This is a genomic window from Candidatus Abyssobacteria bacterium SURF_5, assembly GCA_003598085.1.
In the GTDB taxonomy this organism is placed as follows: domain Bacteria; phylum Abyssobacteria; class SURF-5; order SURF-5; family SURF-5; genus SURF-5.
Genome location: QZKU01000104.1, coordinates 1 through 24798, shown reverse-complemented (window position 1 = coordinate 24798; position 24798 = coordinate 1). Strand labels below are relative to the sequence as shown.

Annotated in this window: 21 protein-coding genes and 1 tRNA gene; 3 read left to right on the top strand and 19 right to left on the bottom strand. The window is 53.3% G+C overall.

Features of this window, described 5'->3' with window-relative positions; translation table 11 throughout:
• Positions 1-237 precede the first annotated feature (237 nt).
• The 3 genes from C4520_14810 (at position 238) to C4520_14800 (ending at position 1538) form a co-directional block, all read left to right on the top strand.
• Positions 238-1143 (top strand): sugar kinase, encoded by a 906-nt coding sequence (locus C4520_14810; protein ID RJP18266.1) that lies wholly within the window; start codon positions 238-240, stop codon positions 1141-1143.
• Between the two features lie 73 nt (positions 1144-1216).
• A tRNA-Gly gene (locus C4520_14805) sits at positions 1217-1292 on the top strand.
• Between the two features lie 24 nt (positions 1293-1316).
• On the top strand, positions 1317-1538 hold the full coding sequence (locus C4520_14800; protein RJP18265.1) for a zinc ribbon domain-containing protein: 222 nt from the start codon (positions 1317-1319) through the stop codon (positions 1536-1538).
• On the opposite strand, the gene C4520_14795 is transcribed toward C4520_14800, so the two are convergent.
• The 19 genes from C4520_14795 to C4520_14705 all read right to left on the bottom strand — a co-directional run bounded on the left by C4520_14795 (position 1535) and on the right by C4520_14705 (position 24517).
• On the bottom strand, positions 1535-1714 hold the full coding sequence (locus C4520_14795) for a hypothetical protein (GenBank protein RJP18264.1): 180 nt from the start codon (positions 1712-1714) through the stop codon (positions 1535-1537). The genes C4520_14800 and C4520_14795 overlap by 4 nt on opposite strands.
• A 350-nt stretch (positions 1715-2064) precedes the next feature.
• Positions 2065-2796, bottom strand: a complete 732-nt coding sequence (locus C4520_14790) for a VWA domain-containing protein (GenBank protein ID RJP18263.1) — start codon at positions 2794-2796, stop codon at positions 2065-2067.
• 185 nt (positions 2797-2981) lie between these two features.
• On the bottom strand, positions 2982-3863 hold the full coding sequence (locus C4520_14785) for a MoxR family ATPase (protein RJP18262.1): 882 nt from the start codon (positions 3861-3863) through the stop codon (positions 2982-2984).
• Positions 3833-4420 (bottom strand): hypothetical protein, encoded by a 588-nt coding sequence (locus tag C4520_14780; protein ID RJP18261.1) that lies wholly within the window; start codon positions 4418-4420, stop codon positions 3833-3835. Before C4520_14780 ends, C4520_14785 begins: the two co-directional genes overlap by 31 nt.
• A gap of 283 nt (positions 4421-4703) precedes the next feature.
• Positions 4704-5519, bottom strand: coding sequence for a UDP-3-O-(3-hydroxymyristoyl)glucosamine N-acyltransferase (locus C4520_14775; protein ID RJP18260.1), 816 nt, complete (start codon positions 5517-5519; stop codon positions 4704-4706).
• 306 nt (positions 5520-5825) lie between these two features.
• Positions 5826-7238, bottom strand: coding sequence for a sigma-54-dependent Fis family transcriptional regulator (locus C4520_14770; GenBank protein RJP18259.1), 1413 nt, complete (start codon positions 7236-7238; stop codon positions 5826-5828).
• 10 nt (positions 7239-7248) lie between these two features.
• On the bottom strand, positions 7249-9456 hold the full coding sequence (locus tag C4520_14765) for a HAMP domain-containing protein (protein RJP18258.1): 2208 nt from the start codon (positions 9454-9456) through the stop codon (positions 7249-7251).
• Complete coding sequence (locus tag C4520_14760; protein ID RJP18257.1) at positions 9443-10183, bottom strand: hypothetical protein; 741 nt, start codon at positions 10181-10183, stop codon at positions 9443-9445. Before C4520_14760 ends, C4520_14765 begins: the two co-directional genes overlap by 14 nt.
• Entirely contained in the window at positions 10068-11987 is a 1920-nt protein-coding gene (locus tag C4520_14755; GenBank protein ID RJP18256.1) for an indolepyruvate ferredoxin oxidoreductase subunit alpha, read from the bottom strand. Before C4520_14755 ends, C4520_14760 begins: the two co-directional genes overlap by 116 nt.
• Positions 11972-12640 carry a hypothetical protein gene (locus C4520_14750; protein ID RJP18255.1) on the bottom strand — a complete coding sequence of 223 codons (669 nt, stop codon included), beginning with the start codon at positions 12638-12640 and terminating at the stop codon, positions 11972-11974. Before C4520_14750 ends, C4520_14755 begins: the two co-directional genes overlap by 16 nt.
• A 15-nt stretch (positions 12641-12655) precedes the next feature.
• Positions 12656-13297 carry a 5,10-methylenetetrahydrofolate reductase gene (locus C4520_14745; GenBank protein RJP18254.1) on the bottom strand — a complete coding sequence of 214 codons (642 nt, stop codon included), beginning with the start codon at positions 13295-13297 and terminating at the stop codon, positions 12656-12658.
• 15 nt (positions 13298-13312) lie between these two features.
• Positions 13313-13939 carry a hypothetical protein gene (locus C4520_14740; protein RJP18253.1) on the bottom strand — a complete coding sequence of 209 codons (627 nt, stop codon included), beginning with the start codon at positions 13937-13939 and terminating at the stop codon, positions 13313-13315.
• Position 13940: 1 nt separating this feature from the next.
• The gene (locus C4520_14735) at positions 13941-14972 is read right to left on the bottom strand and encodes a hypothetical protein (protein ID RJP18252.1); all 1032 of its coding nucleotides are present in this window, start codon (positions 14970-14972) and stop codon (positions 13941-13943) included.
• 123 nt (positions 14973-15095) lie between these two features.
• Positions 15096-16289, bottom strand: a complete 1194-nt coding sequence (locus tag C4520_14730) for an ABC transporter ATP-binding protein (GenBank protein RJP18269.1) — start codon at positions 16287-16289, stop codon at positions 15096-15098.
• A 287-nt stretch (positions 16290-16576) separates the two neighbouring features.
• Positions 16577-17548 carry an ABC transporter ATP-binding protein gene (locus tag C4520_14725; protein ID RJP18267.1) on the bottom strand — a complete coding sequence of 324 codons (972 nt, stop codon included), beginning with the start codon at positions 17546-17548 and terminating at the stop codon, positions 16577-16579.
• A complete protein-coding gene (locus C4520_14720) occupies positions 17545-18642 on the bottom strand; it encodes an ABC transporter permease (protein ID RJP18268.1) in 1098 nt (365 codons plus the stop codon). Before C4520_14720 ends, C4520_14725 begins: the two co-directional genes overlap by 4 nt.
• A 23-nt stretch (positions 18643-18665) precedes the next feature.
• Positions 18666-19652: an ABC transporter permease gene (locus C4520_14715; GenBank protein ID RJP18251.1), complete on the bottom strand. Its 987-nt coding sequence runs from the start codon at positions 19650-19652 to the stop codon at positions 18666-18668.
• A gap of 75 nt (positions 19653-19727) precedes the next feature.
• Positions 19728-21542, bottom strand: coding sequence for an ABC transporter substrate-binding protein (locus tag C4520_14710; protein ID RJP18250.1), 1815 nt, complete (start codon positions 21540-21542; stop codon positions 19728-19730).
• Positions 21543-21751: 209 nt separating this feature from the next.
• Positions 21752-24517: a pyruvate, phosphate dikinase gene (locus C4520_14705; GenBank protein RJP18249.1), complete on the bottom strand. Its 2766-nt coding sequence runs from the start codon at positions 24515-24517 to the stop codon at positions 21752-21754.
• Positions 24518-24798: the final 281 nt, after the last annotated feature.

The window sequence follows — 24798 nt, the reverse complement described above, 5'->3', positions numbered from 1 at the left end:
AGAGCTGATCGAGACCGTCTGCACGCAGTTTCATTCATGGCGCAAACCTAACCAGACCCTTAGGAAATTATGCGCAATTATTTAGGACGCTATATTTAGATGCGTAAGCCCTACCAAGCCTGCTCCTTTCATTGCATTCTGCGATCGGATATGATAGGATCGAATCATCCGCTGTCCCTGCAGGACCGCATTAAATTTCCTGTTGCGAACTCCTATGACGTCAAGCGAGGAGAAGGTATGTCCGTTCTTATTGTAGGATCCGTCGCTTTGGATACGGTTATTACGCCGTTCGGAGAGAATAACGAAGCTCTTGGCGGCTCGGCCGTTTACTTTGCTCTCGCGGCGAGATATTTCAATCAGCCACGCCTTGTCGCCGTTGTCGGAAATGACTTTCCTGCGGAGCATATGGAGCTTCTTACCGCCTGTTCCCTCGACCTGCGGGGACTCGAAGTACAGCAAGGAAAAACATTCCGATGGACCGGTAAATACGGCTACGATCTCAACCAGCGCGACACACTGGCCACGCACCTCAATGTCTTTGAGAATTTTCATCCGCGCCTACCCAGCGCATACAAGAATTCGCAGTTCGTCTTTCTGGGAAACATACACCCGAGCCTCCAACTCGAGGTGCTCGATCAAATTTCAGACCCGGTTTTCATCGCGTGTGATACGATGAACCTGTGGATCGAGAACGAGCGCGACACGCTGTGCAGGCTCATCAAGCGCGTCGACGCCATCGTTCTGAATGATTCTGAGGCCCGTGAACTCGCACAGGAGCCGAATCTGGCAAAGGCGGCGCGACAGATCCACGAGATGGGCTGCCGCCGGGTCATCATCAAAAAAGGAGAGCACGGCTGCCTCTTTTTCACGCCTCACAGCCATTTCTCCGCTCCAGCCTACCCGCTCGAGTCGGTCAACGACCCGACGGGAGCGGGCGATTCCTTTGCCGGCGGGTTTATGGGTTACCTCTCGCAGAGTGGGGATATAGATGATTTTACCATCCGGCGCGCAATTGTCTATGGGAGCGTCCTGGCCTCCTTTACGGTAGAACTTTTCGGAGTGGACCGCCTGATTGATCTCTCCACAGAACAGATTCACTCACGCTATCAAGAGTTCCTTGAAATCACGCGCTTCAGCCCTTGATGACTTCAGCACGGCGTTCTTCCCGCCCCTTCTTGCAATTTTTCGATCAACCGCTTATAATACTTTTATCGATGCGGGAATAACTCAGCTGGTAGAGTGTCAGCTTCCCAAGCTGAAAGTCGCGGGTTCGAATCCCGTTTCCCGCTCCTCAAGAAGAAGGGGAGTACCGATTCATGCCTATCTATGAATTTGAATGTCAGAAATGCCACCACTCTTTTGAAGCGCTTCTGCAGAGCTCCAGTTCAACGTTTCCCCGGTGCGAAAAGTGCCAGAGCAAACGAGTGAAGAAGTGCGTCTCCAGGTTCGGCTTCTCCGTCGGGGGAAAGACCGTCACTTCCACGGGTTCCTCCGGTTGCGGATCATGCACCTCCTCGAGTTGCTCAAGCTGCCATTAAAGGCTCAACCATTCCTTTCCGTTTCCCGCCCTTCGTTTGCCCTGATCTCCGGCTAACTTTTCTTCCTTTTCTTCATGTATCATCATGAGACGCCGCCACTTTCGCATTTCCATGGACAAAAAAAGATCGCCCCGAGCGTCGGATGTGCCGGGAGATACTTTGTAAGGTACGCTCATAGTTATTCTTAGAGCATCCGGGTTCATCTTTTAGTTCAGGTGTATTTCGTGATGCCTTTCGCGATGGATTCTCGCCTTTGGCGATGAAACTGGGGAAATGCTGAAAGCTTTGGCGCTTGGAGCACTTGCTGTGAATTGACCGGGCCGCGCTCTAGTAGACATAAGATATATTATCAGACATTCCGGAATGCGTGTTTCTGGCAACGCCGCCATAGACACCGAGGCGACCGCACAGCCGAAAAGTCGGAGTTAATCGACTGGCGTCGCGCTTGAAGGCTGCGGCCAAAGGGTTCTTCCGAGATGCTGGTGCTAAAGTTCAGGGTAAAGCATGTTGCGGTGGAGGCGTTCGATCAGGTAAGCAGGTCGACGAGCAGCCGATGCAGGACGCGAGGCAGGCCCTCAAAGGATGGCGCTTCGTAGAGTCGCCCTTTTCCGGCTGAAGCCATCGATGCGCAGAATTCGGGATCTACGTTGAAGTCCCCGAGCGCGACCACATGCAGGCGCGGAAAGCGTGCCGCGGCTATAAGCGGATCTTCGCCGAGGGTATACTTGCCATCCGAGAGCAGGACTCCGAGGCGATCCGGGCGGCGCCCAAGTTTGAGTTGCTTGAGTCCCTCATCGAGGCCAGCCCGAATATTCGTATAGCCGGCGGCGGGAACCTCGAGGAGCTTTATTATTAACTTCTCAACTGCCAGCGACTTGCGAATGGTTTTGATAATCCGCGCGCTGGATTCGAAAGAGACGACGGAAAAATCTTCGGATGGCAGTTTGAGAGCTACGACGGCGGCGGCGACCGCAAGAAGCGCCAGTTTTGTTCCGGACATGGACAAAGAGGTGTCGAGGATAAGGGCGCAATCGAACCTTTTCTGTTCTTTATATTCGACGCAGAGGTCACTTGGCTCGGGGAACGGCTTTCCGAGAACCTGCTCGACGGTTTTGTCAAGGTCCAATTCGCAGTAGGGCTTTTCCTGAGAGGAGGCAAATGCCCTCTTCGTCTCCTTTTTGGATGAACCGATAGCGGCTCGGGCGCGTGCAAGGACTGCGCGAACGGCTGAAGCACGGACGAAATTCAGTTTTTGCAAGTCGTGACGGAGCCGTGGATATATTTCATGGTACTGTGTTGCTATTCTCCACGCAAAATCATCATCCCCTGCTTCACCGAATTCAGAAATAAATTCGAGATCTCGTGGATTGAAGGGTGCATTCGGCGGGTCGAGTTTGAGGAGGTTGCCCGATTTACTTCGTCTATTTGAGAAGAGATCCGATTTCAGGTCTTTTTTTTTACATTTTCGACCAGAGCATCAATCAGATCACGCACGTCTTCATGGATATCGTCGGCTAGCTCGATTCGAGTTGGCAAAGCGATTCGAGCCGCTTTCTTGAGAGCATCCGGAGTATTGAATTGGCCGGCCAATTCAACCATACTGATCGCCGCTCTTACGCTTGCGCCGCGCCTGATCTTGGGAGACTCGCGTGTTGCGCGAACGATGCTAACAGCTTCGTGGATCAAATAGTCAATTGTACGGGCGCCGTCGGAAAGGTTGAGGCGGACGATTTCAATTTCTTCATCGGCGGGCTGATAATCGAGCACGATCAGCTCGAATCGGTCGCGGAGCGCCTCGCTCAGGTGACTCGTGGCGATAAACTCGCGTGGATTTTGGGTGGCTATAACGGTGAACTGTTTTTTTGCCCGGATATCTCCGTACTTGGGAATCGCGAGGTATCGTTCGTCCAGGCTTGGCAACAGGACGTTTTGCACTGCTTCAGGCATTCTATTCAGTTCGTTTATGAAGAGAATACCGGATTCAAGCATTGCCTGGGTCAACGGTCCGGGAATGAAGGCCTCGTGGTTGTAACCCTTGGCGAGCACGATTGGGGGATCAAACCATCCCGTAAGCTTTTGTTCAGAATATCGCTCGTCGCCATCAACCCGGAAGAAAGGTCTGCCCAGGTGGCGAGCCGCCGCCAGAGCCAACACAGTCTTCCCCACTCCCACGGGGCCTTCGATCAGGAGATTCTTATTCAGGTGAATGCAGGCAATTGCCGCCGCCAGTTCGTCAGTGCGGCCGATGATTCTGTACGTGTTTTGAATTTCGTTTCTTTCCAAAGCGGCCGTTCCTATTCCGCTCTTGCTTTGTTTCTTTTGAATAAGATGGGTTCGGGCAAGCGAAGGTTCAGACCGGTGATATCCCCGTACTTCCGCCGCAACTCATCATGGCTGTAAAGGAGAAAGTTGGTCAACCACTTGCGGCGAGTGGTGCGAATATAATTTTGCGACAACGTCTGAACTGTCTGATCGTATTCTTTCTCGGAGCGCGTATGTTGATAGAATTTGCCGGGGAACCGGCGAATATCGCCGTTAAACATGGGATTGATGTGGTACAATTCGTGAAAAACGATGGTCAACTTTTCTTTGAAGTCAAGGTTCTGGAAACGAGGAAGGCAGAAATAGATTACATAAAGAATATCTTCGCCCTCGTATTTGAGCGGGGGCATCTTGCAGTACCAGTCGCCGCTGGCACGAATGACCCGGCGGCCGCCCTGAAATTTGAGTGGAACGAGTTTCGCCTGCAATCCATACTTCTTATTATTCCTCGAGTGTGATATTGCGACTAATAATTTCTTGCTGTCAATGTGACGAAGCTCTCGACAACTGCGCGAAATGTCCTTGATCAACTGCTTCATATGGAAAGAGAAATTATACATTTCCACTGCCTCTCCATAGGGTGAACTTAGCCCCAAATCACTAATCAGTCAGTACAATAAGAGTGTCCTGAGACGGGATAAAGACTGCAGTTCCATCGGGGACTAATAAAGCTCATCTTTGAATCTGATAAACTATACACAAATGGGAGAGTAGTGTCAATCGAAAAAGTGGCTGCCATTTAACTCTTTGCAATAAAAGGGATTACGCTGCTTTTAGGGGGCAAAAAAAGCCGGACGCGCTCCTGAGAATTCGGAGACGCGTCCGGATGGAAAGGATACAGTGTTATTCCGTCTGCCCGTTATCCGGCAGGAATTTTCTTTTGAGGGACTGGATATTTCTTGCGAGGTCAGGCAGTTCCAACAGGAATGACTGGACCGACTTTTCCACCTCGAGCGGCCTTGCCGGAGCACCCATCACGCTCTCGCCATCGCCCACTTTCTTGGTGATGCCTGAGAATGGATGCACGGTAACTCTGCGGCCGATTTCGATATGATTGATGATGCCGGCTTGCTCGCCGACATAAGTTTCGGAGCCGATGGTAGTGCTTCCCGCGATGCCGACTCTCGGCCTCACGATTGTCTCTTCGCCGATATCGACGTTATGGCCTATTTGCACGAGGTTGTGGATCTGGGCCGAGCGTCTCACCCTTGTTGCGCCAACGGTGGCCCGATCTATTGTAACATTGGATCCGATCCAAACGTCGTCCTCTATTACTACGGTCCCCAACTGTGGGATCTTATAATTTTTTCCGCCGCTGTTGGTAAACCCGAATCCGTCGCTGCCAATAACGGTGCCGCTGTTGATCACGACATTTTGTCCGATTTCGACTTTTTCCCGGATCGAAACGTGCGGGTGAATTACGGTTCCGGACCCGATTTTTACCAGTTGTCCTATGGATACATGAGGTCCTATTTCTACTTCGTCTCCAATTTCCGTTCCATTATCGATGACTACAAAAGGTCCGACAACTACATCTTTTCCAAGAACTACATCCTTTCCAATCACAGCTGTATAATGAATAAACCCTCTTGGAGCAAGTATTTGCAAGCCATTCTGAGGTTTCTCGCTTACCACAGGCGCCCAAAGGGATCTTAACATCTTACCTCCTCAATTATCTCCTTTAAACCGAATATTCACAAATCGATACACTCTAAATTAGAGAACAGATAAAAGCAATAACTATACCATCTTTGAAAAAGGGGGGAATGAACTTGATGAAATACAGCAAACCTTGTATCCATCGTGACTTACAACGTTTATTTCTCTGTATGGCTATACGGCTCTTGGTTGCCATTCCGACCATTTTCGGCCGCTTGAACTTCTCATTTTTGATGAAAAACTACGATAAAACTATTTGTTGCAAAGGCTTATGAAAAATGGGCCAAAAAGACCGGCACAATGTAATCAAACCCCATCAAGGTCATCTTTGTAATTGGCGAGACCGTACTTCTCTACCTTGTACCTCATGATCTTCCTTGTAACTCCAAGCAACTCTGCTGCTTTCGTTTTGTTTCCATTCGTTTTTTCCAGCGCCTCTTGTATAAGCCTCTTTTCCATTTCCTCAACGGTTTCAATGAGAGAGATCCCGGCATCAGGAAGCTTCAATTGCCCCAAGAGGTTTTTTGGAGAATCTATTTGCTCGCGCTGGCGCCTTATTTGAGCCGGGAAATTTTCAGGTCCAAGCACATCTGATTTTCCAAGGACCATGGCGCGTTCGATCAGATTTTCCATTTCCCGAACGTTGCCGGGCCAGTCGTACTCGAGGAACAGTTTGTATGCCTCTTCGGAAAGGCCTTTGACAGACTTCCCGAGTTCACGATTCAGGTTATTTATGCAGTAAGCGAGCAAAAGATGAATATCTTCTTTTCGTTCCCTAAGCGGTGGCAGACGTATTTCGACTACATTGAGCCGGTAGTACAGGTCCTCTCGAAAAGTCTTTTCTTCCAGCAGCCGTTCGAGATTTTTGTTCGTGGCGCCAATAATCCGCACATCCACCTTGATCGTTTTGGCGCCGCCGACGGGTTCAAATTCCTTTTCTTGCAGCACGCGCAGCAGTTTGCCCTGCAGAGGAATTGACATGAGGGCGAGTTCATCGAGAAAAAGGGTACCGCCATCGGCCAATTCGAATCGTCCTTGTCTGTCGCTGTGAGCGCCGGTGAAGGCGCCTTTGACATGGCCGAATAGTTCGCTTTCGAGCAGATGTTCCGAAAGAGCGGCGCAGTTGACAACGACAAAAGCTTTTTGGCGGCGGTTGCTTTTAGAATGGATGGCGCGAGCAACAAGTTCCTTGCCGGTGCCGCTCTCCCCGGTCACAAGGACGGTGGTATTCGTTGGGGCGACCTGGTCGATCAGCTTGAAAACCTGCCGCATCACCTGCGATTCACCGACAAAATTGCTGAGATCGAATCTCGAATCGAGTTGAGCTCTCAATTGAAGGTTCTCTTTGATCAGCGAGGTTTTCTCTATGGCCCGGCCCACCAGGATACGAAGTTCCTCCATATCGAGGGGCTTTGTCACGTAGCTTTCGGCGCCGAGTTTCATCGCTTCGACGGCCGTCTTGACTTCCCCGTACGCAGTCATGAGGATAACCGGGAGTTCCGGCGATTTTAGTTTGATACGGCGCAGCAGCTCCATTCCATTCATTCGGGGCATTCGCATGTCGCAAATAACCAGATCCGGGCGCGAGGAATCCAGTTCCTGCAGTGCCTCTTCCCCATTCTCGGCCTGATCCACCACATATCCGGAATCCTCGAAAAACAGTTGGAGGACTCGTCTCATCTTCACTTCATCATCGACAACAAGCAATTTAGGCGGCATAGCAGACTTATCATCCTCTTTCTTCGTTCGAAGCCACTGGCAAGGAGATTATAAAAGTTGTGCCCGCGCCGGGTTTGCTCGTAACCTTTATGCGTCCGTTGTGGTTCTCGATAATTTTGTGTACCAACGACAAACCGAGGCCGGCCCCTTCATCTTTGGTAGAGAAAAACGGGTCGAAAATCCGCGGCAACAATTCGGTCTGAATGCCCGTTCCCGTATCGGAGATCACGACATCCACCATTTTCTTCGGTTCCTGAACGGAGGAGGAAGGAAAGGCCGGCGAATAATCGTTTGATTCGGGAGTTCGCTCGGGAAATAAAGGTGGTTGTGGCGAAGGCCTGGTTTCCACGGATATTGTTCCCTTGCCGTTCATTGCCTGGAAAGCGTTCATAAACAGATTCAAGAAAACCTGGCGGCACTGTTCCGGGTCGGCCAGCACTTTGGGCAGGCCTTCAGCCAGTTTTCTCTCAATCCGAACTTGATCCGGTCGCGAATCAGATTTGAGAAATGCCAGCGTATGCTCAAGAACGGTATTAATATCCACCGGCTCGAGATCGGGCTCCAGCGGTCGCGCAAAAAGCAGAAAATCAGTTACCACCTTATTGAGTCGAGCGACCTCTTCGACGATGAAATCCGTGAGTTCCCGCCGCTTGGCGTCATCCTGGATGCGGTCTCGAAGCATTTCTGCGGAGTTCTTGATGATCCCGAGCGGATTACGGATTTCATGTGCGACGCCTGCCGACAGCTCACCCAGCGCCGCAAGTCGATTTCTCCTCTGCATTTCGTGCTCGAGCTCACGGAGCTGGTGCAACTTCATCGTCATAATATTAAAGGCGCGGCCCAGGTCGCCGATTTCGTCTTTCGTTCGCGCATCGAAGTGCTGGTCGAGGTCTCCGTAGGCAACGGCGAGCACCTTACGGTAGAGAATCCTGATCGGCTGCGAGATCCCGCGCGAAATTGTGTATCCGATAGCCGATGCAAGGGCGAAGCCCGCCAGGAGGATAAGCGGGAAAAAATACCAGGTGGTGACGGTGGCTGCGAATGTATATTTTCTGGGGATGCCGGCGAAGATCAATCCCAGCACCTTCCCGCCATAGCCAACCAGGGGCTGATAGATCGCGCGATATGGTTCTCCTTTCAAGAATGCGCCTTGATCGTAATAGGATTGTTTATGCACCGAGATGCTCTGCTTTATCGCGGAAGTCATTGGCAGGTCTTTAATCGCGCCGACCAGCGGGTCTTCATGAGTCTTGAATTCCAATTCGACTCTTCGATTCAGCGCCAGCCCTTCTTCACTGGTTTCCGGGGCGGAGGCGCGACTTTCGCCAAAGCTAATCGTCTGAATCCTAAACTCTTCTATTCCCGCCTCGACGAGAGCGTCTTTGACTGCTTCGGCGCGTCTGCGTCCGAGGCGATAGTTATCTCTTTCGGCGCCGATCGAATCGGTATGGCCTTCCACCACCAGCATAAGCTCGCGCTTATTGAGCATTATCTTTGCAATCTGTTCGATTTCCTCGTGCGCGTCGGCGGGAAGACCGGCGCTGCTTCCCTCAAAATAGATACTGGAAGGCCCGGCGGGAATTTTCTCGTGGAAGATGCGTATATCGACGCCGGTGATGATTTCGATATCTTGAGCGAAGCTCTTTCCGAGTGCATATCCTATTGCAATGGTTCCATAGGAGCGATCTCCCTCGATGACAGGAACCACTGCGCCGGCCAGCAGCGTTTGGATGCCGCCGACTTCGGCGGTCATGACCGTTTTCGTGACAGTCGAAGGCAATTGTGTTATCGGCGTTGGGGGCCCGGTAGCCGGCAGCGGTTGTCCGCTGGGAACCCAGAGCCCGATCGGGATCTCGCTGCCGCTCATTATGGGGGGAGTAAAGACATAGGATACCTTCTCTTTCCGAAGCGTTTCGATGAACCCCGGCTTCTCCAGCAGCGTCGTCAGGCTTTGCAAGGCCTGCCCTTCATACTCTTCGATGATTGAAAGGGCGACGGCATTTGCCTCGCGGATTTTCTTTTCGATTTCTCTTTCTGTCAATAAAGAGGTGATCCAGACGGCGAAATAGGTGGAAAGCGCAATCGAGACAACGGCGGTCGAGACGAATGCAAAAATCAGCTTGTTCTGGATGCGCGGCTTGAGCAGTTTGCGCTGGGCGGTGAGAAGCACATTTTCCGCAATCTCGTTGATTGCGCGATCGATACTATCGTCTTTCATTGCTTAACTCAACTCCCAGACGGAAGTGTTCGAGTTCCTCAGGTCGGCCTTCCTGCCGAATCGTGTCGATCAGATCGGTTTCCGACACCGGCAAAGGCGCCACACGCGAAGCGATGCCAAGCGAAATGCCATTAGCAGCATGAGCTGTTCCGAACGCCTGCTCGGCTATTTGGGTGAGATTCCAGGCGAAGATGTTTTCGGTCACAGTGCGAAGCATGTCCAGAATTTTGTCAGCCGGCGGGTAAGACGCCTCCCCGAGCCTGACCGAAACGGGTGGAATCGGAGAGAGATTCAAAACGACCACGGAATCCTTTTGAAGATGGCGGGAAACCCGCAGCGCCTCAAGCGGCTCAAGCCCTATCAATAAATGAGCGCCTCCGGAGGGAATAAGAGGCGAACACACTTCGTGCCGCTCGTCGGCTCCAGCCGGAACATCCGACCATTGATATCTGATAATTGACGACACATGGCCTTCCCGCTGTGCGCCGCCCCTGCGCTCGGACCCACTTACGTGAAGCCCGCTTCTCAAGGCGGCCTTCTTCAGATAGGTCCCAAGCGTAATAACCCCTTGCCCGCCTATTCCTGCGATCAAAACATTATAGACAGGCATTTCAGCTCCTGACCGTTTCCTGTGCTTCGGCGCGAGCCGGAGAAAGCTGGGAAACCACAATTGCGGAGTTTGGACATATTGTTCTGCATGCGCCGCATCGTACGCATGCGCTTTCATTTATATAATAATATGGCTCAATTTCCCCCTGATCTTCCATAATCGCGGGACATCCGAAATCTTTATAGCATTGTCCGCACCGCTGGCATCGTTCCCGGATGATCGAATAGAATTTCCGGTTGGATTCCGGAAGATAGCGTTCCCTCCGATGTGCTTGGAGTGCGCACTCGCCCCTCGCAATAATCACCCTGACGCCGTCACGTTTCAGTTCCTCTGCGATGGCCGCCCGCAGGCGTGGGACGTCAAAGGCGTCAAGCGTCCGAACGCGCCGCACTCCGAGCGTCTTCAGGAACCCCTTCAAATCGATGGCATCCAGCAGGTTCCCCCTGACGTCGCAAACCGTCGTCGCACTCCTTTGATGGCCGGTCATCGCGATCCAGCGGTTGTCCAGGATAATCAGCAAGACGTCGGCTTTATTCATGACCGCATTGTGCAGACTTTGGATTCCCGAGTGGAAAAACGTCGAATCTCCAACGAGTGCAACCAGTTTCTTTTCGTTGCTTACGTGTGCAATTCCCTGGGCGGCGCTCAGGCCGCAGTTCATGCAGGTACACCATTCAGCCGCCTTGAACGGAGGAAGCGAGGCCATCGTATAACAGCCGATATCTCCTCCGATAATGGCATTGCCATCCGTTGCGGTTACGAGCGCATATACGGAAGCGCGGTGCGGGCAACCGATACAGAAGGTCGCGATCCTGGATGGAATCGCGGAGGCGATGCGGTCGCCAATGGCCGCTGCTTCGCGTATAGGCGCAGGGATTGCCGAGCCCGAAACGGAACTGAGCGATTTGAGGACAAGGTCGACCGTTGTCTCGCCCGACGGAGGAATCAGCGATTTCCCGAGGATCTCGCACGTCAGCTTCAGATCGTAGGCGTGCTTCTTCACCTGAAACTCGACGAAGCCCTCGAGGTCTTCCACGACAACAATCCTCTCGAGATTTTTGGTGAATTCATTGAGTTGTTCAGCCGGAAAGGGATAGCTCATGCCAATCTTGAGAACCGGCACATCGAACAGGCGAAGGATTTCCAGAGCCTCCATGACGTACAGGTAGTTGACTCCGGAAGTGATGACTCCCCACGACGCCTCGCCGGGAATTATTCTGTTGAAGGCGCGGGACTCGGCGGAGAGACTCAATTGTTCGACCCGATCAATGCCGGCTTGATGATTTGCGACCGCCTGTCCGAACAGGTTGAAATATCTTTGGTAGTTCGGCCGGAATCCTGCCCTGCCCGGCCGCAGTGTGATCGGGCCGAGGCGAAGATCGCCAATGTTATGGCACAAACGGGACGGAGCGTTCACGACAATCGGCAGACTGTATCTTTCAGAGAGCGCAAACGCAGCGACGGTGAAATCTTTAGCCTCCTGAATTGTTGCGGGCTCGAGCAGTGGCAGATGCGTGTGGAGAGAATACCATCGATCGTCTTGCTCGCCGGTCGAACTGGTGGCTCCCGGATCGCTTCCGATAATGATCACCAATCCGGCGTCAACTCCGGTATACGACAGAAAATGCGCCGGCTCGGCCGCGACATTCAGCCCCACATGCTTCATGGCAGTCATCGCCCGCACTCCGGCCCAGCATGCGCCCATTGCCCCATTCAGCGAGACGTGCTCGTTGGCGCTGTATTCCATGTGCAGGCCGGTGAGGCGGCTATGGAGCCTCTCATAAGACTGTCCGATCTCAGTGGCCGGGGTGCCGGGATACATCGAGAAGTAGCCGATTCCGGCTTCAATCCCTGCCCTGGCGATGGCCTCATTACCCATTGCGAGAATGACCTCGCCCTCTTTTTTCAGGAGATCGTCCAAGCGTCGGCCCCCGTGCTATTGAAAACGACGTTGATCCCGTCAGCGCCGGCTTTTTGCGCCTCATTCTCAGCAGAGGAAAAATCTCGGACCGCTTCGGCCTGCACGCTCAGGATAATTTGCCTGTCGGTGATCCGGCGCAACTGTTCCACCGACTCTTTTGAAGAGACGAAGAACGAATCCGCCCCGAGGGACAGGCTTTTTTCAGCGCGGGCGAGATCCGATTTGGTGGTTCCGCCAATGCAGATCGCCACTCGCCACGGTGCCAGGCTGTGAAGCGGTGTCATATCGGGAACGCCTGCCTGCTTCAGCATACGCAGCAGGCTCAGAGCATCAAAGTCATAGACTGGCTTAGCTGAAGGAAATCTGGTGTTGAGCGGATGCGGTCCATCGGCGAGAACGAGTCGGGAAAAGCCCAATGATGCCGCTGTGATCAGCTCACAATTCAGCGCGATCCTGTTCTTGTCCGAGCAGGATATCTTCAAATAGAAGTCTTTGTTGATATGCGCGCGCAGCTTTTCCGCCACTACAATTTTATCTATTCCACCTTCTTCTCGCAGAATGATGGAATCAAACATGTTCAGCCGTGACATCTGACCGATAATATCGGCGAATTGGGGCACTGCAGGCGTGCAGAACTCTGCTAATTTCTCCATTGGCTTCTTCCATTTTCATTGCTGATCCGACGGAACAGGATGTTTCCGGCGAACAGAGCGGGCTGCCCAATCGAGGGGAAGGAAATCAGATGACGGCGTCCCGGCTTTTTCAAGCTTGTCTGAAATGCGAATCCAGACGCACGTCTCTTCCGGATAAACGGGACATCTCTCATCAACTTTTTCAGAACAAGGACCTTCGGCGATCCCCTTCGGACACAGGGTGCGCGGGCAAATGGCGGCGGTCGAGTTGAGGAGGCATTGAGCACAGGCGCCGCAGCTTTGGAGGAACTTGCCCGAATGGATTACCGCTCCCGGGAAGATCGTGTCCAATCCAGTGAGAACCGGTTTATCGATCGAGGCGCCGATCAGTTGAACCCCGATTCCGCACGCAAGCACAAGAACGGCATCCACCTGCGCCAGCCGGTCCTCTATCCGCGCCAGCTCGCGCGTAAGGACCCGGTGATCGCACGGCTCCTCAATTTGAAATGTGAAAACAATTTCCTTATCGTCCAGCCGGCGGGCAAGCTCTTCGACCTGTTTGGTTCCACCGGTTTGGCAGACTGACGCGCATCCGCCGCAGCCGATCAAAGCAAGCCTGCCAAAGGGCGCGACCGCCCGCTTTATTTCTTCCAGCGGTTTTTGCGAAGTGATGATCATTTCCCGCCTCGCTGTTTAATCCAATAAACCGAAAAGCGTGCGGAGCTTATCGACAAAGTATTCCGGCTTTTCTTCCTCGACACGCCTTATGCGGTCCCGCGAAGCTACCCACTGATCTTCGTTGTATACGGATGTCTTTGTAACTTCGAAGATAGAGCTTCGTAGCCGCCAGATCGATCCATCAAATATATAAGAATTTTTCTGGACGCCTTCATCCTTGGTGAAATCATCGTTCTCGGCCGCTTTCCCTCGCGATTTGGAAAGGTGTGTCTGATAGCGAACCTTTCGGCATGTGGCCGTCGCATTGTATGCAGACGACAGGGAATCGGCCGGAGTAACGGTAATTCTTACTCCTGCAGGACCCTCGGGAAACTCGTCGTAATACTTGTAGTAATAGGTCGTACTGTTCATCGGGACTGCAACAACCTGTTGTTTAAAGCGCTCGCTGTTTTCCTGGAGGAATTTGATTTCTCGATCGAGTTTCAGTTGGAGTGCCTGCTGCACCTTTTCCTCGGTTATCTCGCCTTTTATTACCGGATCGGGGTTCTCGGGAGTTCGAATTCTGTCGGTGGATGAACAGGCGAATACTGCGAAGGCCAGAGCTGTCGTCAGCAGTGCTTCGTAAAGGGTTCCTAATTTCATCTTATGCCTTCTCCATGGGTTGATATTCGATTTTCAGCCCTTCTTGAACGACGTGAAACGGCAGGAGATCGGCTCCCTCAGAGATGAGCGCCGATTCAACCTCCGTCCTGTCCTCGGGATTTATGACCGTTATCATGCAGCCGCCACCTCCGGCTCCACACAATTTATTTGCGAGAGCGCCAGCATTGAGGGCCGCCGACATGATTTTCTCGATCATTTCGTTCGAGACACCGTCCGCCAACAGGCGCCTCCTCTGCCACTCCTGGTCGATCAGCGCCGCGAAATTGTCCCAATTTCGTTCTTCTACGCAGGAGCGCATTGCGAACGCAATATCTTTGATATGCTTCATGCCGCTCAGAGTCAGCGGATTGCGGTCAATATAATTTTTCAACATGCTCCAGTTACTGGCGCCGGAGAATCTGGGCTCTCCAGTAAACGAGAGGATCAGTCTTTTTTCAAGCTCTCGAAAATCGGCAGCCGGCAAAAGACTTTCACGCTTATTGCCATGCACTTCGAACCAGAGCCCATTGACTCCACCGAAGACGGCCGCAAAATAATCCTGTTTGCCGGTGGGCACACCGATGCACTGCGCTTCCAGGTTGGCCGCGATATCGATGAGGTATTCGGGAGTATATCCCGATTGCGTGAACTCGTTCAATGCGCCGAGAACGGCGATCAATAAGGACGAAGACGCGCCAAGCCCCGATCCCTTGCGAACGCAGTTTTCAGTGGTCAAGGAAATCCCGTTTTTCGGCCGGAAAAATTTGACAGCTCGCGAAACAATATCAAGCGGACCGCCAGTCTCAATTGAGGCCGAATCCGCATGGGTCTCCTCGACCGCCTGATCCAGGGATCTAATGATGATTTTCATGTCGTCCCTTGGCTCAAGAACCGCCGTACAATACTGATCGATGGCGAAATTTATTGTAATCCCGCCATCCTCAAATAGATACAGAGGATAAAGATCAAGCGTTCCGCCAGCCAAGTCGATGCGGGTCGGCGTGGTGGCTCGCATTCTTACATTCTTGAGCATTTTTTGCCCTTATGCCGCACCATTTCGAGAATAAGTCAATGATACACGAACCCGAAAAATAATGCAATGAAAAGTGGCCGAAATTGGCCAGTGGGAAGGAATAGCGGGATTCTGGCGCTCCTGCTAGGCGGAAGCGCGGCCTGCGAGCTCAATCCCATTCTGCTCTCGCACGTTGGGCGGCACCGGGTTATGGCAGGCGTAGTAATGGCCGGGCGTGTGCTGGATAAGGCCTGGCACGACCGAGGTGCAGACGGGAAGCGCGTTAAAGCAGCGGGGATGGAAACTGCAGCCGGGCGGAGGATTGATTGGAGATGGGACGTCTCCCGGGAGCAGAATTCTTTTCCGCTTTCGCTCCGGGTCCGGGATTGGGATCGCCGACATCAGCGCAACGGTATACGGATGGCGGGGACTGCGGTACAGTTCCTCGCTCGTCGCCAGTTCGACAATTTTTCCCAGATACATGACTGCGACGCGGTGACTGATGAATTCGACGACTCTCAGGTCGTGCGCAATGAAGAGATAGGAGATGCCGAATTCATCCTGCAGGTCTTTTAAGAGGTTAATGATCTGCGCTTGAATCGAGACATCGAGCGCTGAAACCGGTTCGTCACAGACGATAAAGCGCGGGTTGAGCGCGAGGCTCCTTGCGATTCCGACGCGCTGTCGCTGGCCACCGCTGAACTCGTGTGGATACCGCTCCAAGTGTTCTTCTGAGAGTCCAACTCGTTCGAGCAGGCGGACCACCATTTCGCGTCTTCTTGTCCCCTCGGCGATTTTATGGACGGTCATCGGTTCGCCGACGATGTTCTCGATGTTCATCCGCGGATTAAGCGAGCCGAACGGGTCCTGAAAGATGATCTGCATCTCCTTGCGCATCACGCGCAGTTCCGATTCGGTAAGCAATTCGAGGGGAAGGCCGTCAAAAAACACCCGTCCTTCAGTCGGCGGAATCAGGCGCAGGATCGTCCGGCCGAGCGTGGTTTTGCCGCAGCCGCTCTCCCCTACCAGACCCAAAGTCTCCCCCGGCCGAACAAACAGGTTGACGTCGTCGACAGCCTTCACATAGTCTCGTGTCCGCGCAAACACGCCGGCGCGCACGGGAAAATACTTCTTGAGCGCTTCTACGCGCAGCAGCGCGTTGTCTCCCGGCTGGAGGAGCCGGCGTTGTGCATACCGCTCCTTGATCGAATCTACGGTGATCGTGGGACTTGTCACCGGAGACCGCAATTTCAGGTAAGCTATCTGGAAGAAAACCCAGGGAATAAATCCGGCCAGTGCAAGCACAAATGCGATCGACGGCCAGAGGATAGTATTCATCCCGCGCGACACGCAGTCGTCATATGTGCAAAACGCGAGGAAAGCCGGTAAGGAGAACACTGCGCAGAATGCGGCCCATCTTTTTGCACTATGACCGCGCTCGATCGCCTGATAGAAAACGTGATATGAGAAAGCGCCATTGGGCGCCCCGAAAGCGGCACCGATCAATAATGATCCGAAGAACCAGCGGGTAGCCGGCCGCCGATTGCGTCTCGCGTCGGCGCTCACCCAGAATGCAAATGCAAGAGCGAAGGCGGTGTTAACGCTGATGATCCAATAAAGAATAGTCATTCTCTCACTTTCAGGCAGCGGACAGAATGTCCCGGCTCTATTTCGCGAAGCTCGGATTCAACTCGCCTGCACGGTTCATCACTATAGCTGCATCGCGGCTCGAAGCGGCAGCCGCCGGGATAATTACCGGGATCGGGAACAAAGCCTTCGATTGTTCTCAGCGATTCGCCCTTTTCCCCCATTCGCGGAAGCGATCCGAACAAGCCGATCGTATACGGATGTTTCGGATTTGTGAACAGGGTGCGGGTGGTGGCGTACTCGACGATCTGGCCGGCATACATGACTGCCACATCATCGGTCGTCTCGGCGATGACGCCCAGGTCGTGGGTGATCAGGAGCGTCGACATGTTGAACTCTTTCCTCAAATCGTTCAGCAGTTCGAGAATCTGCGCCTGGATCGTGACATCGAGAGCGGTCGTCGGCTCATCCGCGATCAGAAGCTTCGGATTGCATGAGATGGCCATTGCAATCATCACGCGCTGTTTCATTCCGCCCGACAATTGGTGCGGATAGTCCTTGTACCGCTGCTCGGGCGAAGGAATTTTTACTTTTCGAAAGAGATCGATCACCATCGCCTTCGCTTCGGCGCGGGAGACTTTTCGATGGAGGCGAATCGCTTCAGCCACCTGATAACCGACGGTAAAAACCGGGTTGAGCGAGGTCATCGGTTCCTGGAATATCATGGCGATGTCGTTGCCCCTGACCGCCCGCATTTGCGGTTCAGACAACTTCAGCAAATTTCGGTCCTCGAAAATGATTTCGCCGCCCACGATCCTTCCCGGCGGCGAGGGTACCAGCCTGAGAATGGAGAGGGCGGTCATGCTCTTTCCGCATCCGCTTTCGCCGACCAGACCAAAGGTGCGCCCCTCCCCTATCCGGAAGCTTACTCCGTCGACGGCGCGGGCCACCTTTGAATCTGAATAAAAATAAGTTTTTAAATCTTTGACTTGCAGGAGCGGTTTCATCAGGCTTTTTCTTCTCCCATAGCCAATCTCGGATCGAAGGCATCCCTCAACCCATCGCCGAGGAAGTTGAACGCCATGATGGAGACAAAGATGAAGATTCCAGGAATGAGAATCCATGGATGAAACTTGATTTCACCGATATTCATGGCTTCGCTGAGCATGTTGCCCCAACTCGCGTATGGTTCCTGTATGCCCACCCCGATCAGGCTGAGCGCCGACTCGCCCAGGATGTATCCGGGGATGCTCAGCGTCACCGCCACGATAACATATGAAAGGGTGTTCGGCAAAATGTGGCGGACGATGATGCGCATGGAGTTTTCTCCGGATGCGCGCGCGGCAGTGACGTATTCTTTTTCGCGAATCGAAAGCACCATTCCGCGAATGACGCGCGACAGGCCGGCCCACCCGATAAAACTCATGATGAGAACGATCATGAGGTACACTTCGACCGAAGACAGTCCGGGCGGGAACGCGGCTCGAAGCGCCAACATCAGGTAAAAGCCGGGTATCATCATCACCATCTCAGTCAGGCGCATGAGAGCATTGTCGGTTTTCCCCCCGAAATATCCGGAGATGCCTCCGATAATCATTCCGAGAAAAAGGGAAATGGCGACGCCGATAAATCCGATCGAGAGGGAGACGCGGCTGCCGTACAGGATGCGGGAGAGCACGTCGCGCCCGCGATAGTCGGCGCCGAGAAGGTAGAGCCGTGCCGGCTGATCCACCCCGAACAGATGCGTTGTCACGGGAATAATGCCCAGGAGGCGGTGCCGGTCACCCTCGACAAAAAACTTTATCGGATAGCGTACGGACGTGTCCTGGACATAGATGCGATTGTAGAATTCGTCGAACGCATAGGAATACCGATAGACAAACGGCCGTAAATGAAAATCGCCGTTCTCGTCAACGAAATGGACCTGCATCGGCGGACAGTACGAGAGGCCTCTCTCTTCGTTATCGAACCCGTAGGGCGCGATGAAATCGGCGAAAGTCGACACGACGTACAGGACGACGAGCACGCCGAGACTCATCATGGCCAGTTTGTGGCGGCGGAGATGGCGCAAGGCTATCCTGGTCTGCGAGACAGGCTGGTTCATCTTTGTTTCTCGAGCACGCTCGTTCATTGATATGATACCTGTGGGTCAACGATGGCCAGAAGCACATCGGCGACCAGATTGCCCACAATGAGCATGACGCCTCCTATAAGCATGCTGCCCATCACCAGGAAAATATCCTGACTGCGTACCGCTTCGAGCAGCACCTGACCGAGGCCGGGATACCCGCACACGATTTCGAGGAGAGCGGCTCCGCTGAGCAAACTGGAAAGCTCGAATCCGAAAATGGTCACCATTGGATTGATCGCATTGCGAAGCGCATGCCGGTAAATCACCCGTTTTTCCGGAAGTCCCTTGGCCCTGGCCGTGGTGACGTACTGCATTCTCAGCACTTCGAGCATATTCCCCCGCATGATCCGCTGGAGGCTTGCGAGCCCGCCGATGGCCAGAACTACGGTCGGTATGACCAAATGGGCCGCCATATCTCCGGCTTTTCCCATCGCCGAGAGCTGGTCGTAGTTGGGGCTTTTCAGGCCGCCGATGGGCAGGATTCCCAATTCGGACCCGAAATAATACAGCATGAGCAGCGCGAGGAAGAACCCCGGCAGCGACATTCCCACGAATGCGAGGGCGGAAAAGAACTTGTCGCCCCAGGAGTACTGGTGCACGGCCGAATAAATGCCGATGGGAATCGCCACGAGCCACGTGATCAGGATCGCGGATATCGAGAGAAGCAGGGTATTGACGAGCCTGCTCGCGATCACGGTGGAGACAGGCTGCTTTTGCGAGATGGAGTACCCGAGATCGAGTCGCAGATGCCGCGCCGATACAACGATATTTTTCAGCCAGTATCCGTACTGGACAATAGGAGGCTTGTCCATGTGATACTGGGCTTCGAGGCGAGCCACCGTCTCTTCCGAAATCTGCGGGTTGAGCCGCAATGTGGCGAAATAATCTCCGGGCGCCAACTGAATGAACATGAAGGTGACAAACGACATCGCAAGCACCAGCGGGAAGAGAGTGAGTAATCTTCTAACTATGTACGCTTTCATTTCACCAATTGCTTCCAAACACAAGGAAGCCCACGATCCGTATTCGTGGGCGCAGACATCTCAGAAACGACTGCCTCACTTGAGGACGTATATCTCCTCGATGTTATGGAAAGGACCTCCGAGAACTGTGGGGTGCAAATTGCCGAATTTATTGCGGACGGCATAAATGGAATCAGGCAAAACCGTGTAAATGAGCGGAAGTTGCTCCGATACGATCAACTGCCACTCGTCATACAGTTCTTTTCTCTTGTTCTGATCGAGTTCCTTGACCGCCTGATTGAAAATCTCATCGATCCGGGCTTCCCATTCGGTTGCCGGTTCCTCCTCGCGCGGGTTCCACAGATGGAGCTGCCCGGATGAATACCAGACGTTCTTGGCGAAGTGAGGCTCTGGTCCTCCCGTGAGACCAAGGAGAATGGCGTCCCAATCCATGGTAGCATTCATTTTGTCCACCAGGTTGTTGAATTCGAGCGGTGTAAAATGCACCTGCATTCCAATGGATTCGAGGTCTTTTCGTATGATATCCGACAGCTTGACGCGCACGGTATTCTCTGCATTTGTGAACAGATTAAATTCCACCTTGTTTCCGTCGGAGTCTTCGATATAGCCGTCGCCGTTCCTGTCGATAAAACCTGCCGAGGCCAGAATCGAGCGGGCCTTCTCCGGCTCATACTCATATTTCTTGACGTTGGGATTATGGAAGAAGCCGGCGCTCGGGCTGACCGAGGCATGCTGCGGATACGCCAATCCGTTCATCGCAGAATTGATCATCCCCTGCCGGTCAAGCGCATAGGCGACGGCTTTCCTGAATTCCTGGTTTGTAAACCATTTCAGCTTCCGTGGATCGAGGTACGGCTTTCCGGTTTCCGGATTCTTTCCCGGATTCTGGTTAAAGACCACAAAGTTGGTCCCGAGTGCCGGGCCTACACGGAAAACGGTGAAGTTTTTCGCCTTTTCAAGCGGCTTGAGGATGGGAAAATCAGAGCCGCGGAGACCGAAGAAATCGATTTCACCGTCCTGGAACTTCAACAGAGCCACATCAGGGTTGGGAACGATCAGCACGATGATACCATCGAGATACGGAAGCCGATTCCCTTGAGCGTCGGTGTCCCAATAGTGGGGGTTCCGCTTGAAGACCACGCGCTGGCTGGGCTCGTATCGCTCAAGCATGAATGGACCGGTTCCCACAATGGCCTCAGGTTTGGAATCGACACCCCAAGTGGAGTTAAAAACTCCATTCTTTACCGGCTCCTCGAGCACGTGTTTGGGCATGATCGCCTGAGTGAGCCCCCGGAGAAACGGCGCAAAGATCGAAGGCGTTGTGAAAACGACTGTATGCGCATCAAGCTTCTTGACTTCGAACTCCTTGCCCTCAAGCGTAAAAATGTCGCGGCTGTTCGCTGGAATATCCTTGTTGTAAATGAGCTGCTTATACGTGAACACGACGTCGGCGGCGGTTAACGGCTTGCCATCGTTCCATTTCACATCCTCGCGCAGATGAAGCGTCCAGCTCAATCCGTCTTCCGATACCTCCCAGCTTTTCGCGAGGGACGGGACGGGCTCGTTCGTAATGCCGTCTATCCGGGTGAGTCCTTCGAAAATATATTGGGTGAGTTCGGTAGTGGAGGTTTCCTGCGCAATGATGGGGTTGAAGCTCTTTGGATTAGATATGCTGCTGTCTATAAGATAGCCGCCGTACGTGCCAATTTGCGGCCTGTATTCAGTTTGAGGAATATCCAAAGCGGCGGTCCCCGCCGGCGCCGATGATTTCGGTTGAGCCGTTTTGGGGCTCTGTTGCCCGCACCCGATCCAAACAACTAAAACCGTCGAGACCAGCGCAATTAAAAAGAGAATCCTCCCGATCCGCTTGTTATTGTTCAAATGAGTGATTCCTTCTTTCTTATTTCAAGGCTCTGTCGAGATAGAACCAGAGGGCGATGCAATAGATGCCCACCAGCACAATTTGCACATATTCAATTATACCATAGTTTTCCATACTTTACCTTAAGGTTTTACTTTAAGTTCCCTCCGGCGCATTCATAGCTTAGCCGCCAGAATTTTTGATTAATAGAGGCGCTATTCAGCGCACTGCAACTCCCCTATTTCCTCCGCTTCTTCGAGGCGGCCGAAGCACGTTTTCTTGCCGCGGCTGCCGTTCTTTTTTTCGCTGTCTTCTTCTGTTTTGGCGCCTGCCGCGCTTTGGCCGGCTGTGAGTCTCTCATGACGGCCTGGGCCGCTGCGAGGCGGGCTATTGGCACCCTGTAGGGGGAGCAGCTGACATAGTCGAGCCCGATTCGGTGACAGAATTCGACGGATGAAGGTTCGCCACCGTGTTCTCCGCAGATGCCAAGTTTCAAGTCGCCGCGGACGCTTCTGCCCCGCTCGACCGCCATCTTCATCAGCTCGCCTACGCCCACCTGGTCGAGGACCTGGAACGGGTCTTTATCGAAGATTCCCTTGTCCAGATAATCCTGCAGGAACTTGACGCTGTCGTCGCGGCTGAACCCATAGGCCATTTGTGTGAGGTCGTTGGTGCCGAAGGAGAAGAATTCGGCCTCTTCGGCGATTCTGTCTGCGGTAATTGCGCCGCGCGGCACTTCGATCATGGTGCCGACGGTGAATTTCACCTTGATTCCCTGTTCTTTCATGACCTGTTTGGCGACATCCAACACATCCTGCTTCAGAATTCGGATTTCGTTGACATCGCCGACGAGCGGGATCATGATTTCCGGTATCACCTTTATTTTTTGTTTTGCAAGTTCGCAGGCCGCCTCTATTATTGCCCTGGTCTGCATGCGGTAGATTTCCGGATAGGTGATTCCCAGGCGGCACCCGCGGTGGCCGAGCATCGGATTGAATTCCTTCAGGCTCTCAACCTTCTCCCTTAGCTTATCGACGGAAACACCCATATCTTGCGCAAGGGCCTCGATCTGTTCGGTCTCATGCGGCAGGAACTCGTGGAGCGGTGGGTCGAGCAAGCGGATGGTGACCGGCAGGCCCTCCATTTCCTTGAAGATGCCTATGAAGTCGCCCTTTTGCATCGGCAAGAGCTTGGTAAGCGCTTTTTCTCGTCCCGGCTTGTCGGATGCCAGGATCATTTCGCGGACGGCCATGACGCGGTCGCCCTCGAAGAACATGTGCTCTGTGCGGCAGAGTCCGATGCCTTCGGCGCCGAATCTGCGCGCCACGGCTGCATCGTGAGGCGTGTCGGCATTGGTGCGGACTTTCAGGTGGCGCGTCTGGTCGGCCCATTTCATGACGGTGCCGAAATCTCCGCCGAGAGTCGGGATCACGGTCCTGACCTCTCCCACCATGACCTCGCCGGTGGTCCCGTCGAGAGAGATTGAATCGCCCTCATTAAAGACCCGGCTATTGACGCTGAACGAGCTATTGGCATAATTGATATTAATGTTGCCGCATCCCGCGACACAGCATTTTCCCATTCCTCTTGCGACGACGGCGGCATGGGAAGTCATTCCGCCGCGTTGAGTGAGGATTCCTTGTGCGACGGCCATCCCGCCGATATCCTCCGGTGAAGTTTCGATGCGGACGAGAATTACTTTCTCGCCGAGTCCGGAGAGTTCCTCGGCCCGTTCAGCCGAGAAGACGATTTTTCCGGTCGCTGCGCCTGGTGAAGCGGGCAGCCCGCGGGCTATGACTTCGCGCTCGGCCTTGGGATCGAAGGTTGGGTGAAGCAACTGATCGAGCTGTCCGGTTGGTATACGCAGGAGTGCGGTTCGCTTGTCGATGAGGCCTTCTTTGACCATATCGGAGGCGATTTTGATGGCTGCGGTAACGGTTCGCTTGCCCGTGCGCGTTTGCAGCATCCAGAGTTTACCGCGTTCGATCGTGAACTCGATATCCTGCATTTCCGTGAAATGTTTCTCCAGCTTCCGATAGATCTGGACGAGTTCCTTGTAGACCCTGGGCATGTACTCCTCGAGCGAGATCATGTTGGGGTCGGTCTTCCTGGCCTTGTTTATCGGTTGAGGAGTCCGAATACCGGCGACAACGTCCTCCCCCTGCGCGTTGGGCAGGAACTCGCCGTAGAAAACACGTTCGCCGGTGGCGGGATCGCGTGTGAATGCGACGCCGGTGGCGCAGTCGTCGCCCATGTTTCCGAAAACCATCGCCTGCACATTTACCGCGGTGCCCCAGTCATGAGGGATTCCATGCAGCTCGCGGTATTTTCGGGCCCGCTTGTTTTCCCATGACTCGAAGACGGCGCCGATAGCTCCCCACAGCTGTTTTTGCGGCTCTTCCGGAAAAGGCTGTCCGGTCTTTTCATAAATGGCGTCTTTGAATTTATGAGAGAGGTCTTTCCAATCGTCGGCGCCAAGATCGATGTCGAGAGTCACGCCTTTTTCTTTCTTCTTCTGATCGATGAGATGCTCGAAGACGTCGTCTTCGACTCCCATCACGACGTGCCCGTACATTTGAACAAAGCGCCGGTAAGAATCATACCCGAACCGTTCATTTCCGGTCTGCCGGACCAGTCCCTGGAGCGTTGTCTCGTTAAGCCCGATATTGAGGACGGTGTCCATCATGCCGGGCATTGAGACGCGGGCGCCCGATCGAACCGAAACCAGGAGAGGATTGTTCACGTCCTGATACTTTCGGCCCATGGCCTTTTCGACTTTGGCCATATTTCGCTCGACCTCTTCCCTGAGGCCTTCGGGATATCTCCGTTTATTTTTATAGTACTCGATGCAGACTTCGGTAGTGATGGTAAAGCCGGCGGGAACGGGGATGCCCAGATTCGTCATCTCGGCGAGGTCGGCTCCCTTTCCGCCCAATAAATTCCGTAACGTTCTGTTTCCGTCCGCTTTACCATTACCAAAAAAGAAAACCCTTTTTTTAGCCATTGCCAGTCCTCCACGAGGTCATTAAGATATATTGCACTGAGGTTTAACACTAATTCCTATCTTTTTTATAGCATAAACCGTTGCTGTATTTCAACCTGGAAATCGCCCGCGTGGAGCGTGAAATGATCGTCCGGTACAAAAATCAGGCTTCAGAGGCTATCCCGTAATTGGGATTTGTCTTATTCTGCCAGACCCTGGATTCCTGCTTTCGCAGAGATTTTATTGAAACAGTTTATTTTACATTTTCATCTCTTCATTTGAATCGAAAGTCGAGTTTGAAG

Coding starts and splice junctions, on each gene's coding strand:
- C4520_14810 (RJP18266.1), top strand. CDS start 238: ATGTCCGTTCTTATTGTAGGATCCGTCGCTTTGGATACGGTTATTACG.
- C4520_14800 (RJP18265.1), top strand. CDS start 1,317: ATGCCTATCTATGAATTTGAATGTCAGAAATGCCACCACTCTTTTGAA.
- C4520_14795 (RJP18264.1), bottom strand. CDS start 1,714: ATGAGCGTACCTTACAAAGTATCTCCCGGCACATCCGACGCTCGGGGC.
- C4520_14780 (RJP18261.1), bottom strand. CDS start 4,420: ATGTATAATTTCTCTTTCCATATGAAGCAGTTGATCAAGGACATTTCG.
- C4520_14775 (RJP18260.1), bottom strand. CDS start 5,519: ATGTTAAGATCCCTTTGGGCGCCTGTGGTAAGCGAGAAACCTCAGAAT.
- C4520_14770 (RJP18259.1), bottom strand. CDS start 7,238: ATGCCGCCTAAATTGCTTGTTGTCGATGATGAAGTGAAGATGAGACGA.
- C4520_14765 (RJP18258.1), bottom strand. CDS start 9,456: ATGAAAGACGATAGTATCGATCGCGCAATCAACGAGATTGCGGAAAAT.
- C4520_14760 (RJP18257.1), bottom strand. CDS start 10,183: ATGAAAGCGCATGCGTACGATGCGGCGCATGCAGAACAATATGTCCAA.
- C4520_14750 (RJP18255.1), bottom strand. CDS start 12,640: ATGGAGAAATTAGCAGAGTTCTGCACGCCTGCAGTGCCCCAATTCGCC.
- C4520_14745 (RJP18254.1), bottom strand. CDS start 13,297: ATGATCATCACTTCGCAAAAACCGCTGGAAGAAATAAAGCGGGCGGTC.
- C4520_14740 (RJP18253.1), bottom strand. CDS start 13,939: ATGAAATTAGGAACCCTTTACGAAGCACTGCTGACGACAGCTCTGGCC.
- C4520_14735 (RJP18252.1), bottom strand. CDS start 14,972: ATGCTCAAGAATGTAAGAATGCGAGCCACCACGCCGACCCGCATCGAC.
- C4520_14730 (RJP18269.1), bottom strand. CDS start 16,289: ATGAATACTATCCTCTGGCCGTCGATCGCATTTGTGCTTGCACTGGCC.
- C4520_14720 (RJP18268.1), bottom strand. CDS start 18,642: ATGAACCAGCCTGTCTCGCAGACCAGGATAGCCTTGCGCCATCTCCGC.
- C4520_14715 (RJP18251.1), bottom strand. CDS start 19,652: ATGAAAGCGTACATAGTTAGAAGATTACTCACTCTCTTCCCGCTGGTG.
- C4520_14705 (RJP18249.1), bottom strand. CDS start 24,517: ATGGCTAAAAAAAGGGTTTTCTTTTTTGGTAATGGTAAAGCGGACGGA.